Genomic DNA, 14,568 nt, shown 5'->3' on the forward strand with positions numbered 1-14,568 from the left:
GCGAGCTGGGGGTGGACGTGGAGCTGCAAGAGGGCCGCGAGGCCGTCGTCCGGGTCGCGGTCGCGACGCTCTGGACGTCCCCCGACGCGGTACGCCCCATCGACCGCCCGGCCATCGCCGCGCGCACCGACATTCCCGCCTGGATCTCGGGCATGGACAGCGACCAGCAGGTCGGCGACTGCGTGCTGAGCCAGCTGCTGCTCGGCGAGCGCGTCCTCGTCACCGACCTGCGATCCGACGGCTGGGCGCACGTGATCGCCGTGGAGCAGCCCGCCGCCAAGCTCGACCCGCGCGGCTATCCCGGCTGGCTCCCCGTCGACCAGCTCGCCCCGGCCGAGGCGGCCACACCGACGACCGTCGACGCCTCGCTGGTGGTCGACGCCACGGTCAGCGCACTGCACACCGCGCCCGGGGGGCCGGTGGCGCTACCCGGGATCATCCTCGGCACCCGCCTCGCCCCGGCCGGGCCGGCCCGCGAGGGCTGGCGTCCGGTGCACGCCGCGGGGCACGCGGACCCGCTCTGGCTGCCCGACGCCCACCTGGCGCCGGTGCCGGTGACCCCGCCGTCGGCGGCGGAGGTGCTGGCGGTGGCGCACCGCCTGCTGCACGTGGTCTACATCTGGGGCGGGGTGTCGGCCTACGGAATCGACTGCTCCGGCCTCGTGCACCTGGCGTGGCGCCGGTTCGGGGTGCAGCTGCCCCGGGACGCCGACGACCAGGCCGCGGCCACCACACCACTCCCCCTCGGCGACGAACGCCCCGGCGACCTGTACTTCTTCGCCCGGCCCGGCCGCAAGATCCACCACATCGGGATCGTCACCGCGGAGCCCCGCGACAGCGGTGACCGGCGGATGCTGCACGCCTGCTACCGGCAGCGCCGGGTCCTGGAGGAGGCGCTGCCCGCCGACCGCGCCGCCACGCTCGTCGGCGCCCACCGCGTCTGAGGGCGTCCGGCCGCCGCTTCCGGCGGCCGCGGCCGGCCCCGCTCCTGACGGCCGCGCGGCACCGCGGTCCGCGCTCCTGACCGCTCGACTCGCCCTACGCGACGAGGGGCGCCCTCCCGGTCCGGGAGGGCGCCCCTCGCTGCGTTCGTCGCTCGACCGGCCGGTCAGCCGCGCGCCTCGGCCAGCGCCCGCCGCCGGTCCCGAGCCGACTTGACGAGGCTGGCCGCGGTGGCCACCAGCAGCGTCCCGAGGATCACCAGCAGGGAGAGCCAGATCGGGATGTGCGGCGCCCAGCCGACGTGCTCCCCGCCGTTGATGAACGGCAGGTTGTTGTCGGCCAGGGCCTCGAGGACCAGCTTGACGCCGATGAAGCCCAGCACCACCGCGAGGCCGTAGCTGAGGTAGATCAGCCGGTCCAGCAGACCGCCGAGCAGGAAGTACAGCTGCCGCAGGCCCATCAGCGCGAAGACGTTGGCGGTGAAGACCAGGTACGCCTCCTGCGTGATCCCGAAGATCGCCGGGATCGAGTCCAGCGCGAAGATCAGGTCGGTGGTGCCGATCGCGATCATCACGATCAGCAGCGGGGTGAAGAGCCGCCGGCCGTTCTCGTGGGTGACGAACCGGGCCCCGTCGTACGTCTTGGAGACGGGCAGCGCCTTGCGGCTCCACCGGATCAGCACGTTCTCGGAGAACTCGTCCTCGTCCGGCTCACCCTGTCGGGCCAGGTTGATCGCCGTGTAGATGAGGAAGGCGCCGAAGATGTAGAAGACCCAGGAGAACTGGGAGATCAGCGCCGCGCCCGCCGCGATGAAGCCACCGCGCATGACGAGCGCCAGCACGATGCCGATGAGCAGCACCTTCTGCTGGTACGGCCGGGGCACCCCGAACCGCGACATGATGATCACGAAGACGAAGAGGTTGTCCACGGAGAGGCTGTACTCGGTCAGCCAGCCCGTGTAGAACTGGCCGGCCGGGCTCGCGCCGGCGGTCAGCCACACCCCCGCCCCGAAGAGCAGGGCCAGGCCCACGTAGAAGCCGACCCACAGGCTCGACTCGCGCACGCTCGGCTCGTGGGGGCGCCGGCCGATGACGAGCAGGTCGACCAGCAGGATCGCAGTCAGTGCGACGAGCGTCCCCGCCCACACCAGCCCGGACACGTTCAATGCTCATTCCTCCGGCAGACACGCGTGCGTCCGGCACACCGTACGCCCCGTCCGGGCGCGGTGTGCCGGCAACGCTCGCTGTGGTGACTGTCGGAGGTCTCTTCCGTCACCACTGGCAGCGGCGACCGGCGGGGCCGGGTCGGCACCCTCGGGTGACGACCGTGCTGACGACTCCGCCGCGGGGGAATACTCCCCTCCTCGATCACCATTGTGGCGCACCCCGTCCGCCGAGCGCACCTCGGGCGGTGGTGGTGCCGGCCACCACGGCCTCACATCGCCTAGAGCGTCCTAGGAGGCTGGGTCATGAACGGGTGGGAGCAGGGGCTCCGCGAGGGTCCAGCCGGCGGCCAGCAGCGCGTCGCAGGCGGCCACCGCCCGGACCAACCGCTCCGAGTGCGGGCCGCTCAGCTCGACCACCGGCACTCCGCAACCGGCCAGCTCGGCCCGGAACCGGTCGGTCATCCACGCCCGCAGGTGTGCGCCGTCGCGCAGCCCGTCGTCCTTGAACGGCACGTCCCGATGGTCGGTCAGCAGGTACAGCGCCGGACGCCGGGCCGCCGCCCGCACCGCCGACGACGACGAGCCCAGGTACCGCTCCTCCCACACGGCGGTCGCCCGGGCGTCCGTGTCGCAGACCAGCAGGGGGCCGCAGGAGCGGGCCGCCGCGTCCTCGGCGGCCCGCTGCTCGCGGACGACCTCCAGGAAGTCGTCGCGGTCCCAGGTGACGTCGAACACCGTCGCCTCCGGGCGCCGCTCCCGAAGCCGGGCGAGCTTGCGGGCGGTCAGCTCCCGGCCGTACTCGGGCACCCAGGCGGTGCCGTAGTGGGCGGCGAGCGCGGCGGCCATGGTGGTGGTGCCCGTCGACTCGGCGCCCACGACGACGACGCGCTTGACGAACCACGCCCGCACCGGCGGGGCCAGCCGGTGCCAGTGCGCCACCGGGTCCGCGCGCACGGCGGTGCCGGAGACGGGCACGGCCCGCCGGTCCGGGTCCACCGCCACGGGTACGGCGTCGAACCGCCGGGCCAGCTCCCCGCCGTACGACTCCGAGGAGAACACGGCGTCCACCCGCCGGCCGCCGACGGCCTCCCGGAACACCGCGCAGTGGGCGTCCCACACCGCCGGATCGGCGTAGTTCACCGGGTGGTCGTCGTACCGGCCCACGAACCGGACCCAGGGCGTGTCGGCGTGCACCTCGCGCAGCCAGTCGAGCCGGAGCCCGAGCGGTATCGACTCCCGCCGCGAGGGCGCCACCACGACGGTGACCTCCGCGCAGCGGGCGGCCGCGGCGGCGATCAGGGCGTGGTGCCCGGCGTGCGGCGGATAGAACTTGCCCACCACCATGCCGTGCCCGAACTCCGGCACCGGCCGGCGCGCCCTCCCCGCGCCGGTCACCGGCCCAGGCCGGCCGGGGTCACGCCCTCCGTCGGGCGGGCCGGCGGCCAACCCGCCCGGCCCAGGTCCGCCCGCCAGGCCCGCAGGCCGAGCACGCACAGCGCCAGGAAGACCACGTACAGGGCGGAGGTCAGGTAGAGCCCCTTGTACGCGTAGAGCGGGATGTAGATCAGATCGGCGGTGATCCACAGCCACCAGCTCTCCACCCGCTTGCGCGTCTGGCCGTACGTCGCGAGCAGGGACAGCGCCGTGGTCAGCGCGTCGGGCAACGGCACGGTGGAGTCCGTCGCCCGGGCCAGCAGGGCCCAGAGCCCGCCCGTGAACACCAGCCCGGCGACGGCCAACCCCAGCCACTCGGCCCGCCCCGTCCGGCTCACCGGGAGCTGGTTGCGCTGGGCGCCGCCGAAGAGCCAGTGCCACCAGCCGTACAGGCCCAGTCCGACGTAGACGATCTGGAGCCCGGCGTCGGCGTACAGGCCGGCGGTCCAGAACAGGAGCATGAGCAGCAGCACGTTGGCGATGCCCACCGGCCAGTTGGCGATGCGCTGCCGGGCCACCAGCCAGACGTTCACCACGCCGGTGACGAAGCCCAGCAGCTCCGCCCAGGTGGTGCCGGTGCCGGCCAGGGTGAAGGCCGTCCCGGTGAGCCAGTCGATCATTCGTGTTCCTCCCGTCGGCCACCCTAGGGCCGACGCGGCCCGGTGGACAGACCCCGCTCCGGCCGGCGCGAGGCGCGTGGGAGGCTAGCCGCATGGTGCTTGAGGTTGCGCTCATCGACGTACTGCCCGGCCACGAGGACGCGTTCGCGGCCGCGTACGCCCAGGGGCACCCGGTGCTCGCCGGCACGCCCGGGTGCCGGTCGGTGCGGATGACCCGGGGGATCGAATCCCCGTCCCGGTTCGTGCTGCTGGTCGAGTGGGACTCCGTCGAGGCGCACAACGAGAACTTCCGCGCCACCGAGCGGTTCGACCGGTGGCGCGCGCTCATCGGCCCGCACTTCGCCAACCCGCCCGTGGTCGAGCACTTCACCGACGTGCCGGCCTGACGGCACGACGCTGTCGTACCCCTGTCCTATCGTCGGACGCACGCGCGGGTCACCGGTCCCGACGGGCTCGGGGGCGCCGGGCCCGGTGGTCGCGCGAGCCGCGTCGTCCGCCGGCGCCTCGACTCGACCGGTGCCGCCCGGGGCGGTCAGTCGCCGACGGCGCGGGCCAGCACGGTCACCGTCTCGTCCGCCGGCAGTGCCACGTCGAGCAGCGTCCGCGTGACGCGCTCGTAGCGGTCGACGTCGGCGACGGTGGCCAGCCGCACGTCCGTGGTGAGCGTCTCCAGCATCACCGTGCGCGGGTCGGCCGGGTCCGGAAACGCGTAGCAGGAGAACGGCGTGAGCGGATGCAGGCCGGCGCGCGCCGCCGCCCCCCGCGGCAGCAGCCGGATCGTCACGTTCGGCAGGGCGGCCAGCGCGACGAGGTGGCGCAGCTGCTCCCGCCAGACCTCGACCGGTGTCCCGTCCGGGTCGCAGACGGCCTCGGCCAGCAGGGCCTCGTACCGGGGTGGGTCCGCGCGCCGGAGCACCTGCTGCCGCACGCCCCGGGCGCGCACCTCGGCCTCCACGTCCAGCTCCGGGTCGAGCGCGGCGGCCGCGGTGACGCGCAGGCGGGTGTACGGCGGCGCCTGCAACAGCCCCGGCACCACGGCCGGCTGGTACTCGACGATCTGCGCCGCGCCCGCCTCCAGCTCGGCGTACGTGCGCTGCCGCTCCCCCATCTCGCCCAGCGTCTTCCACCAGCCCCGGCTCGTGGCGGCGTCCCGCGCGATGACGATGAGCTGGTCCCGCAGCGGCGCCGGCACCTGGTAGACGTCCAGCAGGTCGAGCACGTCGGCCAGGTCGGGACGACTCTGGCCCAGCTCGATGCGGGACAGCTTCGACGTGGACGCCCACCCCAGCCGGTCGCAGACCTGCTCCAGGGTCAACGCCTCACGGCGGCGCAGTTGGCGCAGCTCGGCACCGAGCCGCACACGGCGAATGACAGGACTCGTTGGCAACGGCATTCCCGGCCCTCCCCACCGAGGGAGAGTACGCAGGACCGTCACACACTGCAATACCTCGCTTGCGCAACGCAATCATTCGGGCGTCGGGCAGGGGCCGTTCGGTTCCTGCTCCGGCTTCTGGTGGCGGCCCGTGCACGGCGAAGGTGGACCCGGTCGCCGGGTACGCCCTCGTGTCAGGGCCGGTAGGTCCCGAAGCTCCACACGTTGCCGTCGAGGTCGCGGGCCGCGTAGTCGCGGGAACCGTAGTCGGTGTCGAAGGGCTCCCGGATGATCTCGGCACCGGCGGCGCGGGCGCGGGCGCAGTGCGCGTCCACGTCGTCGATCGCGACGTACACGGCCCAGTCGTCCTCGGCGGGGCGCGGCCGGGGCTCTGCCCGCGCGCCGATCATGATCATTCCGGTGTCGAGGGTGAGCTCGGCGTGCGCGACGTCGCCGTCCGGGCCCTCGTGGACGGCGTGCACCTCGAAGCCGAACGCGGCGCGGAGCCAGTCGATGGCGGCGCGGGGGTCGGAGTAGCGGAAGACGGGATACACGGTTCGCATGCGCCGATTCTGCCGGCGACGGCGGCTCGGACGATTGGACGAATGTGACCTGGTGCCCGCCCTGCCTGCTCGGCGCGACGACCCGCTCTCCCGCGGCCACGGCACGGACCGGGCCACCCGCTGCCCAGCCGTGGGCTCGGCGGCGGGCCGGGACCCCGGGGGCCGCTCCTCCGCGGTCCGCCGGCCAGCGCCTCCCCCGGCCGGCGACCCCGGCGTCTTCCCGGCACCTCAGCGGTGGGTCGCCAGCAGCGCGGCGGGGGTGTCACCCGCGAACTCGCGGAAGTCCCGGATCAGGTGGGACTGGTCGTAGTAGCCGCAGCGCACCGCCACCTCGGCCCAGCCACCGGCCGGCACCCGGCCGCGCGACGCGGCGGACGGTACGCCCGGCAGCGCCACCGCGGGCCCGGCGCACGGCCCTCCCGGCGGCCCCGTGGACGCCCCCGCCAGCGCGGCGGCCGGCGACGGCCCGTTCAGCGCGGCGTACGCCCGCTGGAACCGCAGCAGCCGGGCGGTGGTCTTCGGGGTCAGGCCGATCTCGTGCCGGAACCGGGTGGCCAGGTGCCGCCGGCTCCAGCCCAGCTCGTCGGCGAGCGACCCGACCCCGAGCCGCCCGCCGCTCGCGGCCAGCCGCCGCCACGCCCACGCGATCCGGGGATCCACCGGTGGGGAGTCGACCAGCCGGGCGGCGATCGCCGCGTCGAGGAGCGCGAACCGGTCGGGCCAGCCCGGTGCCTCGGCGAGCCGCCGGCGCAGCCGGTCGAGCCAGTCGCCCGGCAGTGTCGCCACGTCCACGGCGCGGTTGGCCAGCTCGCCCATGGGCAGGCCGAGGATCCGGCGGGCGGCCAGCGGGGCGAGCAGCAGCTCGACGCCCTCGCCCACCCCGACGGTGCGCGTGCGGCACCAGCGGTCGAACGTGCCGGCCACGAAGGAGTCGACCCGGTGGGCGCTGCGCTCGACGCTGCGCGGGTCGACCACGTCGAGCGGCGCGCCCCAACCGAGGATGAGCACCACGAAGGCCCCGGCCACCTCGCGGCGTACCAGCGGCACGTCGGCCCGCTCGCGGTAGCCGACGTACCGGTCGACGTACGGGCGCAGCCGCTCCCGCGGCAGCCCCGGGACCACCTCGGCGACCGGCGCGTCGGTCATCGTCGAGGGCCCGGGCTCACTTCACGCCAGCGACGTCCATGCCCCGCAGTTCCTTCTTGAGATCGGCGATCTCGTCACGGATGCGGGCGGCCAACTCGAACTGCAGCTCCCGCGCGGCGGCGAGCATCTGGTCGTTGAGCTCCTGGATGAGCTGCGCCAGGTCGGCCCGGGCCATGCCCTCCCGCGAGGGGGTGGCGGTGGCCGCCCGGCCACGGCTGCGGGTCTCCTTGACCGGCGCCTTGCCCCGCGACAGCTGTCGCACGGCGCCACCCACACGGGTGCTCTGCTCGGTGTCCTCCGCCTCGCGGTAGATGTCGTCGAGGATGTCGTGGATCTTCTTGCGCAGCGGCTCGGGGCTGATGCCGTGCGCCTCGTTGTGCGCGATCTGCTTGGCCCGGCGCCGGTTGGTCTCCTCGATCGCGTCCGCCATCGACGGCGTGATCTTGTCGGCGTACATGTGCACCTGGCCGGAGACGTTACGGGCCGCCCGGCCGATCGTCTGGATCAGCGACCGGCCGCTGCGCAGGAAGCCCTCCTTGTCGGCGTCGAGGATCGCCACCAGCGACACCTCGGGCAGGTCGAGACCCTCGCGGAGCAGGTTGATGCCGACCAACACGTCGTAGTCGCCCTTGCGCAGCTCCCGCAGCAGCTCGACACGGCGCAACGTGTCGACCTCCGAGTGCAGGTAACGCACCCGGATGCCGTTCTCGAGCAGGTAGTCGGAGAGGTCCTCGGCCATCTTCTTGGTGAGAGTGGTGACCAGCACCCGCTCGTCGCGCTCGGTGCGCAGCTTGATCTCGTGCATGAGGTCGTCGATCTGGCCCTTGGTGGGCTTGACGATGACCTCGGGGTCGATGAGGCCGGTCGGTCGGATCACCTGCTCGACGAACTCGCCCTGCGCCTGCTCCAGCTCCCAGGGACCGGGGGTGGCGGAGAGGAAGACCATCTGGCCGACCCGCTCCAGGAACTCGTCGAACCGCAGCGGCCGGTTGTCGGCCGCGCTGGGCAGGCGGAACCCGTGGTCGATGAGCATCCGCTTGCGGGAGGCGTCGCCCTCGTACATGCCGCCGATCTGCGGGATCGTCACGTGCGACTCGTCGATGACGGTGAGGAAGTCGTCGGGGAAGTAGTCGAGCAGGCAGTGCGGCGGGCTGCCGGGCAGCCGGCCGTCGATGTGCATCGAGTAGTTCTCGATGCCGGAGCAGAAGCCCACCTGGCGCATCATCTCGATGTCGTAGGTCGTGCGCATCCGCAGTCGCTGGGCCTCCAGCAGCTTGCCCTGCCGCTCCAGCTCGGCCAACCGCTCGCCCAGCTCGGTCTCGATGTCGCGGATCGCCCGCTCCATCCGCTCCGGGCCGGCCGCGTAGTGCGTGGCCGGGAAGATCAGCAGGTGGTCGACCTCGCGCACCACGTCACCGGTGAGCGGGTTGAGGTAGTAGAGCTTCTCCACCTCGTCGCCGAACAGCTCGATCCGGACGGCCAGCTCCTCGTACGCCGGGATGATCTCCAGCGTGTCGCCCCGGACCCGGAAGGTGCCCCGGTTGAAGGCCATGTCGTTGCGGGTGTATTGGATGTCGACCAGGCGGCGCAGCAGCTGGTCACGGTCGACCTCCTGCCCCACGGCCACCCGGACCGCCCGGTCGAGGTACTCCTCCGGGGTGCCCAGGCCGTAGATCGCCGACACCGTGGCCACCACGACCACGTCGCGGCGGGTCAGCAGCGACATGGTCGCCGAGTGCCGCAGCCGCTCGACCTCCTCGTTGATCGAGGAGTCCTTCTCGATGTAGGTGTCGGTCTGCGGGATGTAGGCCTCGGGCTGGTAGTAGTCGTAGTAGGAGACGAAGTATTCGACGGCGTTGTGCGGCAGCAGCTCGCTGAACTCCTTGGCCAGCTGCGCGCAGAGCGTCTTGTTGGGCGCCAGCACCAGCGTCGGCCGCTGCAGCCGCTCGATGAGCCAGGCCGTGGTGGCGCTCTTGCCGGTGCCGGTGGCGCCGAGCAGGACGGTGTTGCGGTCGCCGCGCCGGACCCGCCGCTCCAGGTCGTCGATGGCCGCCGGCTGGTCGCCGGCGGGCTGGAACTCGCTGACGACCTGGAAGCGGCCGTCCAGCCGGGGAATGTCGAGCGCCATGACCTCAACGGTACGCCGCCGGTCCGACAGAATCCGCCGCCACGGAAGGTACGTGATCAGCTTCGATATTCCCATTGTGTGGCACATGCCACCCCGCTAGGCTCTTCACGTAGGCCGCTCGCGGCGGCCGACCGGGCCGGCGGCCGGGCCGACACACCGGCGCGAGGTCGCCCCCGGCACGGTGGTCCGCAGCACCCGGTTGCCCGGCGTGCGCACCCGACGTGGTCGCGCCTGAGGCGCACCGGCCGCCGCGAGCGCCCCACTCGTCACTCCCCCGCGTCCCGGCCGTTCAACAACCGTGGACACCTCACGATCCCGTGCCTCCGGCCCGGATCCCGCGGCCACGCCTCCGACCGCACGCACCGGCCCGAGCCGTGCCCTGCCGAGCGTCGCGGTCGCTCCGCCCGGCACCGGCGCCACGGGGCCCGACGACACCGGGCTGCTGCCCAAGGTCACCGCCCGCCGCCGGCGCCGCCTGATGCTGCTGCTCGGCCTGCTCGCCGCCCTCTCCGCCGTGGGACTGGTGCTCGGGCTGCTCAGCTGGGCCCCCGAGCCGCCGGACCCACCGCGCGCGCTCTCCGCCGCGGAGGCCGAACGGCTGGCCGCGATGCGGGTCACCAACTACCGTGACCTGCGCACCGGGGTGCACGTGACGTTCGGCGCCGACGGCGGCCGCACGGAGTTGGTCGGCTGGGTCGACTGGTCCCGCCCGCTGCTCTACCTGGACGTCGGTGGTCCCGGCGCGGGCGCCGAGCGGGGGCTGCTCCAGGCCACTCCCACGGTGCTGGTGATTCGCCCGGACCCGGCGGCCGTCCCCACGGCGGCCCCGCCTCCGCTGGTCCCGCCGCAAGACCGCTGGCGGCTTCACGAACTGCCCGCCGACAGCCCTCTCGCGCCCGTCCTGAAGCTGCTCTTCGACCTCGCCGCGGACCGCCCGGACGCGGCCGCCGCCAGCGCCCGCCGGGTCGCCGAGGAGACCACCGCGGCCGGGCCGGTCGACGTCGTCCAGGCGCCCCTGCCCGGCCAGGAGCCCGCCGGTGAGCCCGACGGCCAGCCGCGCTACTGGATCGACCGGGACGCACGGCTGCACCGGCTGACCGCGCGGCTGGCCGGCCCCGGGGCGGTGACCGTGAACCTGAACCGGACGGACCGGCCGACCCTCCGCCCGGTCGACGCCCTGGGCGGCCGCCCCGGCCTGCCCCGGGCCCTCACCGCCGAGGAGCAGACCCGGCTGGCGCGCCTCCCCCAGCGGCTGCGCGCCCGGCAGGGCGCCACGGTGAGCCTCACCGCACCGATCGGCCGGGAGACCAACCTACGGGGCACGGGCTGGCTCACCTGGACCGGCCGCACCGCCTACCTGGCGGTGGCGGACCTCGGCGTACCGCACCGGCGGACCCTGCTGCGGCGGGACGCGGCCGGCGCGTCCCAGGCCCAGGTGCCGGCCGACGGTGACCCGGAGAAGCCGGAGCAACCCCCGCTGCCACCCCCGGCCGACGCCGGTTGGCGAACCGGCGCGGCCGAACCGGACGAACTCGCCGTGCTGGTCGACGGGGCGCTCGACGCCGGGCGGAGGGCGCCGGGCGGCACCGCCGTGCGGCTACGGGAGGACAGCCTCGCGGACGAGGCGGTGGACGTCGTCGAGGTGCGTACCGGACGGCACCTGCTGCGCTACTGGATCGACCGGGACGGGCTGCTGCGTCGGCTGGAGCTGCTCACCCGGCCCGGCGCGTGGGCGCAACTCGACCTGCGTCCCGGCTCGGTGCCGGCGCTGCCCGCGCCGAAACGCCCCGCCGGGACGACCCGGGCCGCGCGCTGAGACACGGAGGTCGCCTCCCCCGGGGCGGCGGCGGGACGACAACACCTCTGGCCGGCGGCGGTGGACCGGCACGTCGCCGAGGGCGGGTGGCGGCACCTCGTGGAGCGGGCGGGTGGCGGCACGCCGCCGGGCGGTGCCGGCCGGCCTCAGGGCCGCCAGCCGGTCTGCGCGGCCCACTCCTCGGCCCGCAGGCACTCCTCGTCGAACCACGGGTCCCGCGCCGTGGTGTCCGCGACGCCGTGCGGCGCCGACGCCTCCAGTTCCCGCTTGAGCAGCAGGTACGCGGCCCGCTGCCCGGGATCGGCGCGCAGGTGGTCGCGCATCAGCAGCGCGTACCGCCACCCCGGTGAGTCGGCCACCCGGACGTGCAGGTGCACCGGCCGGCCGGGGTCGGCGCTGGCGTGCAGCCGTTTCTCCCAGTGACCGCTGCCGGCCGGGCGCGGGTTGTCCCACCACTCGCCCGGCACCCGCGGGAACCCGGCGGCGGCCAGCCTCGGCGCGAGCGCGTCCGCGTCGGCCAGCGACGCCACGGTGAGCTGGATGTCGATGACGTCCGTCGCGGCCAGGCCGGGCACCGCCGTGGAGCCGATGTGGTCGACCCGCGGATCGGCCGGGGCGAGCGCGTGCCGGATCCGGGCGGCCAGGCGGGCGTACTGCTGCGGCCAGGTCGGGTCGGGCTCGGTCAGCTCGACGCGCGGCGGCCCGGCCACCCGCCGCTCGCGCACGTTGCGCTCGTAGGGCAGCAGCCGGTCACGCCAGAGGGCGTCGACCGCCGAGTCCAGCTCCGCCCGGCTGCCGTCGTTGCGCAGCAGCACGTCGGCCGCCGCGCGCCGGCGGGCGTCGTCGGCCTGCGCGGCGATCCGCCGCTCGGCCTCCGCCCGATCCATCCCCCGGTCGCGGGAGAGCCGCTCCAACCGGATCGGCACGGCCGTCTCCACCACGACCACCAGGTGGTACGTGGGCGCGAGCCCCACCTCGACCAGGAGCGGCACGTCGTTGACGACGATCGCGTCGGGCGCCGCCGCGGCGGCGAGTTCGGCGGTGCGGGCGCGTACCCGGGGGTGGGTGATCGCCTCCAGCCGGCGGCGGGCGGACTGGTCGGCGAAGACGATCGCGCCCAGTGCGGCGCGGTCGAGGCTGCCGTCGTCGGCCAGCACCCTCGGCGAGAACGCCTCGACGATCTCGGCGAGGCCGGGGGTGCCGGGAGCGACGACCTCCCGGGCGATCCGGTCCGAGTCGATCAGCACGGCGCCCCGCTCGGCGAGCCGCGCCGCCACGGCGCTCTTGCCCGACCCGATCCCCCCGGTCAAACCCACCATCAGCACGGCCCTAGTCAACCGGATCACGCCCGGCAGACCAAACGCACCCCGGGCGACGGCCACCGTCCGCCCCCGTCGGGGGGCGCAGGGCGATCGCGAGAGGGCGACAGCGGAGAGCGCGCCCGCAACGGCGAAGGCCCCGCCCCCGGCGATCACGCGGATCGCGGGGACGGGGCCCGTCGTCGTCGCCGACGGTTCCGGGTCACGGCGCGTCAGACACGCCGGGTCGGAGCCGTCGTACGGGTCACTTGCCGCCGGCGAGCTTCTCCCGCAGGGCGGCGAGCGCCTCGTCGGTGGCGAGGGTGCCGGACGGCTCCTCCTGCCGGGCCGGGGCCGCGCTGGTGGTGGCGGCGCCGGTGACGGCCGGAGCCGGGTTGGCAGCGGCCTCGGCCTCGGCGGCACGGGAGTTCTGCACCTGCTTCTGGTGCGCCTCCCAGCGCTGCCGCGCCTCGGCGTACTGCTGCTCCCAGGCCTCGCGCTGCTTCTCGTACCCCTCGAGCCACTCGCCCGTCTCCGGGTCGAAGCCCTCCGGGTAGATGTAGTTGCCCTCGGCGTCGTAGGTCGCGGCCATGCCGTAGAGGGTCGGGTCGAAGTGCTCCTCGCCCTCGACGAAGCCCTCGTTGGCCTGCTTGAGCGACAGCGAGATCCGGCGGCGCTCGAGGTCGATGTCGATGACCTTGACCATGACCTCGGAGCCGACCTGGACGACCTGCTCCGGGATCTCCACGTGGCGCTCGGCCAGCTCGGAGATGTGGACCAGGCCCTCGATGCCGTCGTCGACCCGGACGAACGCACCGAACGGCACCAGCTTGGTGACCTTACCCGGCACGATCTGCTGGATCGCGTGGGTGCGGGCGAACTGACGCCACGGGTCCTCCTGGGTCGCCTTCAGCGACAGCGAGACCCGCTCGCGGTCCAGGTCGACGTCCAGGACCTCGACCTCGACCTCCTGGCCCACCTCGACGACCTCGGACGGGTGGTCGATGTGCTTCCAGGAGAGCTCGGAGACGTGAACCAGACCGTCCACGCCGCCGAGGTCGACGAACGCGCCGAAGTTGACGATCGAGGACACGACGCCCTTGCGGACCTGGCCCTTCTGGAGCTTGTTGAGGAACTCGGTGCGCACCTCGGACTGCGTCTGCTCGAGCCACGCCCGGCGGGACAGGACCACGTTGTTGCGGTTCTTGTCCAGCTCGATGATCTTGGCCTCGAGCTCGCGGCCGACGTACGGCTGCAGGTCACGCACGCGCCGCATCTCGACCAGGGAGGCGGGGAGGAAGCCACGCAGGCCGATGTCGAGGATGAGGCCACCCTTGACCACCTCGATGACCGAGCCGCGGACGACACCGTCCTCGTCCTTGATCTTCTCGATCGTGCCCCAGGCCCGCTCGTACTGCGCCCGCTTCTTCGAGAGGATCAGGCGACCCTCCTTGTCCTCCTTCTGGAGCACAAGGGCCTCGATGTGGTCACCGACCGACACGACCTCGGCCGGGTCCACGTCGTGCTTGATCGACAGCTCCCGAGAGGGGATGACGCCCTCGGTCTTGTAGCCGATGTCGAGCAGGACCTCGTCCCGATCGACCTTGACGACGGTGCCTTCGACAATGTCGCCGTCGTTGAAGTACTTGATGGTCTCGTCGATCGCGGCGAGGAAAGCCTCCTCGGAGCCGAGGTCGTCGACGGTGACCTTGGTGGCGCTCGAGGGAGCCTCGATGCTGCTCGTCATGTGGGCGGTTGCTCCGGTCGGATGGGATGTCACAGCAGGCTGGTGTCGCGGTGACCCGGTCGCGCCAGCGGACCCGTCGCTTGGCACACCGAACGATTGCCAGATGTAATGATGTGGCGCCGTCAGTGGGCTTCGTGACCGCGCACCTGCTCCCTGCCGAGGTGCACGATCCGCGAGCGCATCGTCTAGCCTACCTTGCGCATTACCACAGCGTGCAAGCCCTCCCGCCTGCTCATCGCGCCGTGACCTGCAAAAGCCGAGAAATCGCCCGGAAATCCACCCCGCTGTCTCGTGGGTCACAGCGGCCACAGGGGCACCACGACCGCGACGGGCGGCC

The 14,568-nt window shown here is 73.6% G+C and carries 12 protein-coding genes; 3 read left to right on the forward strand and 9 right to left on the reverse strand.

Features of this window, described 5'->3' with window-relative positions; genetic code table 11:
• The first annotated feature begins 17 nt into the window (after positions 1-17).
• Entirely contained in the window at positions 18-944 is a 927-nt protein-coding gene (locus SM573_RS19290; protein WP_474614681.1) for a C40 family peptidase, read from the forward strand.
• 164 nt (positions 945-1,108) lie between these two features.
• Here SM573_RS19290 and SM573_RS19295 read toward each other — a convergent pair whose 3' ends face one another.
• The 3 genes from SM573_RS19295 to pnuC all read right to left on the reverse strand — a co-directional run bounded on the left by SM573_RS19295 (position 1,109) and on the right by pnuC (position 4,161).
• Complete coding sequence (locus SM573_RS19295) at positions 1,109-2,107, reverse strand: TerC family protein (RefSeq protein ID WP_474614680.1); 999 nt, start codon at positions 2,105-2,107, stop codon at positions 1,109-1,111.
• 288 nt (positions 2,108-2,395) lie between these two features.
• Positions 2,396-3,502: an AAA family ATPase gene (locus tag SM573_RS19300; protein ID WP_474616737.1), complete on the reverse strand. Its 1,107-nt coding sequence runs from the start codon at positions 3,500-3,502 to the stop codon at positions 2,396-2,398.
• Positions 3,499-4,161, reverse strand: coding sequence for a nicotinamide riboside transporter PnuC (gene pnuC, locus SM573_RS19305; protein ID WP_474616738.1), 663 nt, complete (start codon positions 4,159-4,161; stop codon positions 3,499-3,501). Before pnuC ends, SM573_RS19300 begins: the two co-directional genes overlap by 4 nt.
• A 92-nt stretch (positions 4,162-4,253) precedes the next feature.
• Between pnuC and SM573_RS19310 the strand changes: the two genes are divergently transcribed.
• Positions 4,254-4,547 carry an antibiotic biosynthesis monooxygenase family protein gene (locus SM573_RS19310; RefSeq protein ID WP_474614677.1) on the forward strand — a complete coding sequence of 98 codons (294 nt, stop codon included), beginning with the start codon at positions 4,254-4,256 and terminating at the stop codon, positions 4,545-4,547.
• Between the two features lie 146 nt (positions 4,548-4,693).
• Here SM573_RS19310 and SM573_RS19315 read toward each other — a convergent pair whose 3' ends face one another.
• From SM573_RS19315 to uvrB, 4 genes are all read right to left on the reverse strand, one after another.
• Positions 4,694-5,554, reverse strand: coding sequence for a helix-turn-helix domain-containing protein (locus SM573_RS19315; RefSeq protein WP_474616739.1), 861 nt, complete (start codon positions 5,552-5,554; stop codon positions 4,694-4,696).
• A gap of 173 nt (positions 5,555-5,727) precedes the next feature.
• Positions 5,728-6,096: a VOC family protein gene (locus SM573_RS19320; protein WP_474614675.1), complete on the reverse strand. Its 369-nt coding sequence runs from the start codon at positions 6,094-6,096 to the stop codon at positions 5,728-5,730.
• Positions 6,097-6,324: 228 nt separating this feature from the next.
• On the reverse strand, positions 6,325-7,242 hold the full coding sequence (locus SM573_RS19325; protein WP_474616740.1) for a helix-turn-helix domain-containing protein: 918 nt from the start codon (positions 7,240-7,242) through the stop codon (positions 6,325-6,327).
• Positions 7,243-7,258: 16 nt separating this feature from the next.
• Positions 7,259-9,370: an excinuclease ABC subunit UvrB gene (gene uvrB / locus SM573_RS19330; RefSeq protein ID WP_474614673.1), complete on the reverse strand. Its 2,112-nt coding sequence runs from the start codon at positions 9,368-9,370 to the stop codon at positions 7,259-7,261.
• Positions 9,371-9,668: 298 nt separating this feature from the next.
• On the opposite strand from uvrB, the gene SM573_RS19335 reads away from it, so the two are divergent.
• Positions 9,669-11,186 carry a hypothetical protein gene (locus SM573_RS19335; protein ID WP_474616741.1) on the forward strand — a complete coding sequence of 506 codons (1,518 nt, stop codon included), beginning with the start codon at positions 9,669-9,671 and terminating at the stop codon, positions 11,184-11,186.
• A gap of 146 nt (positions 11,187-11,332) precedes the next feature.
• Here SM573_RS19335 and coaE read toward each other — a convergent pair whose 3' ends face one another.
• Both coaE and rpsA read right to left on the reverse strand, forming a co-directional pair.
• Positions 11,333-12,511: a dephospho-CoA kinase gene (coaE, locus tag SM573_RS19340; protein WP_474614671.1), complete on the reverse strand. Its 1,179-nt coding sequence runs from the start codon at positions 12,509-12,511 to the stop codon at positions 11,333-11,335.
• Positions 12,512-12,749: 238 nt separating this feature from the next.
• The gene (gene rpsA / locus SM573_RS19345; RefSeq protein WP_474614670.1) at positions 12,750-14,231 is read right to left on the reverse strand and encodes a 30S ribosomal protein S1; all 1,482 of its coding nucleotides are present in this window, start codon (positions 14,229-14,231) and stop codon (positions 12,750-12,752) included.
• Between the last annotated feature and the right edge of the window lie 337 nt (positions 14,232-14,568).

Source organism: Micromonospora xinjiangensis (genome assembly GCF_056150165.1).

Bases quoted from the DNA above. Each gene is read 5' to 3' on its own strand.
- pnuC (WP_474616738.1), bottom strand. From the start codon at position 4,161: ATGATCGACTGGCTCACCGGGACGGCCTTCACCCTGGCCGGCACCGGC.
- SM573_RS19310 (WP_474614677.1), top strand. From the start codon at position 4,254: ATGGTGCTTGAGGTTGCGCTCATCGACGTACTGCCCGGCCACGAGGAC.
- SM573_RS19315 (WP_474616739.1), bottom strand. From the start codon at position 5,554: ATGCCGTTGCCAACGAGTCCTGTCATTCGCCGTGTGCGGCTCGGTGCC.
- SM573_RS19320 (WP_474614675.1), bottom strand. From the start codon at position 6,096: ATGCGAACCGTGTATCCCGTCTTCCGCTACTCCGACCCCCGCGCCGCC.
- SM573_RS19325 (WP_474616740.1), bottom strand. From the start codon at position 7,242: ATGACCGACGCGCCGGTCGCCGAGGTGGTCCCGGGGCTGCCGCGGGAG.
- uvrB (WP_474614673.1), bottom strand. From the start codon at position 9,370: ATGGCGCTCGACATTCCCCGGCTGGACGGCCGCTTCCAGGTCGTCAGC.
- rpsA (WP_474614670.1), bottom strand. From the start codon at position 14,231: ATGACGAGCAGCATCGAGGCTCCCTCGAGCGCCACCAAGGTCACCGTC.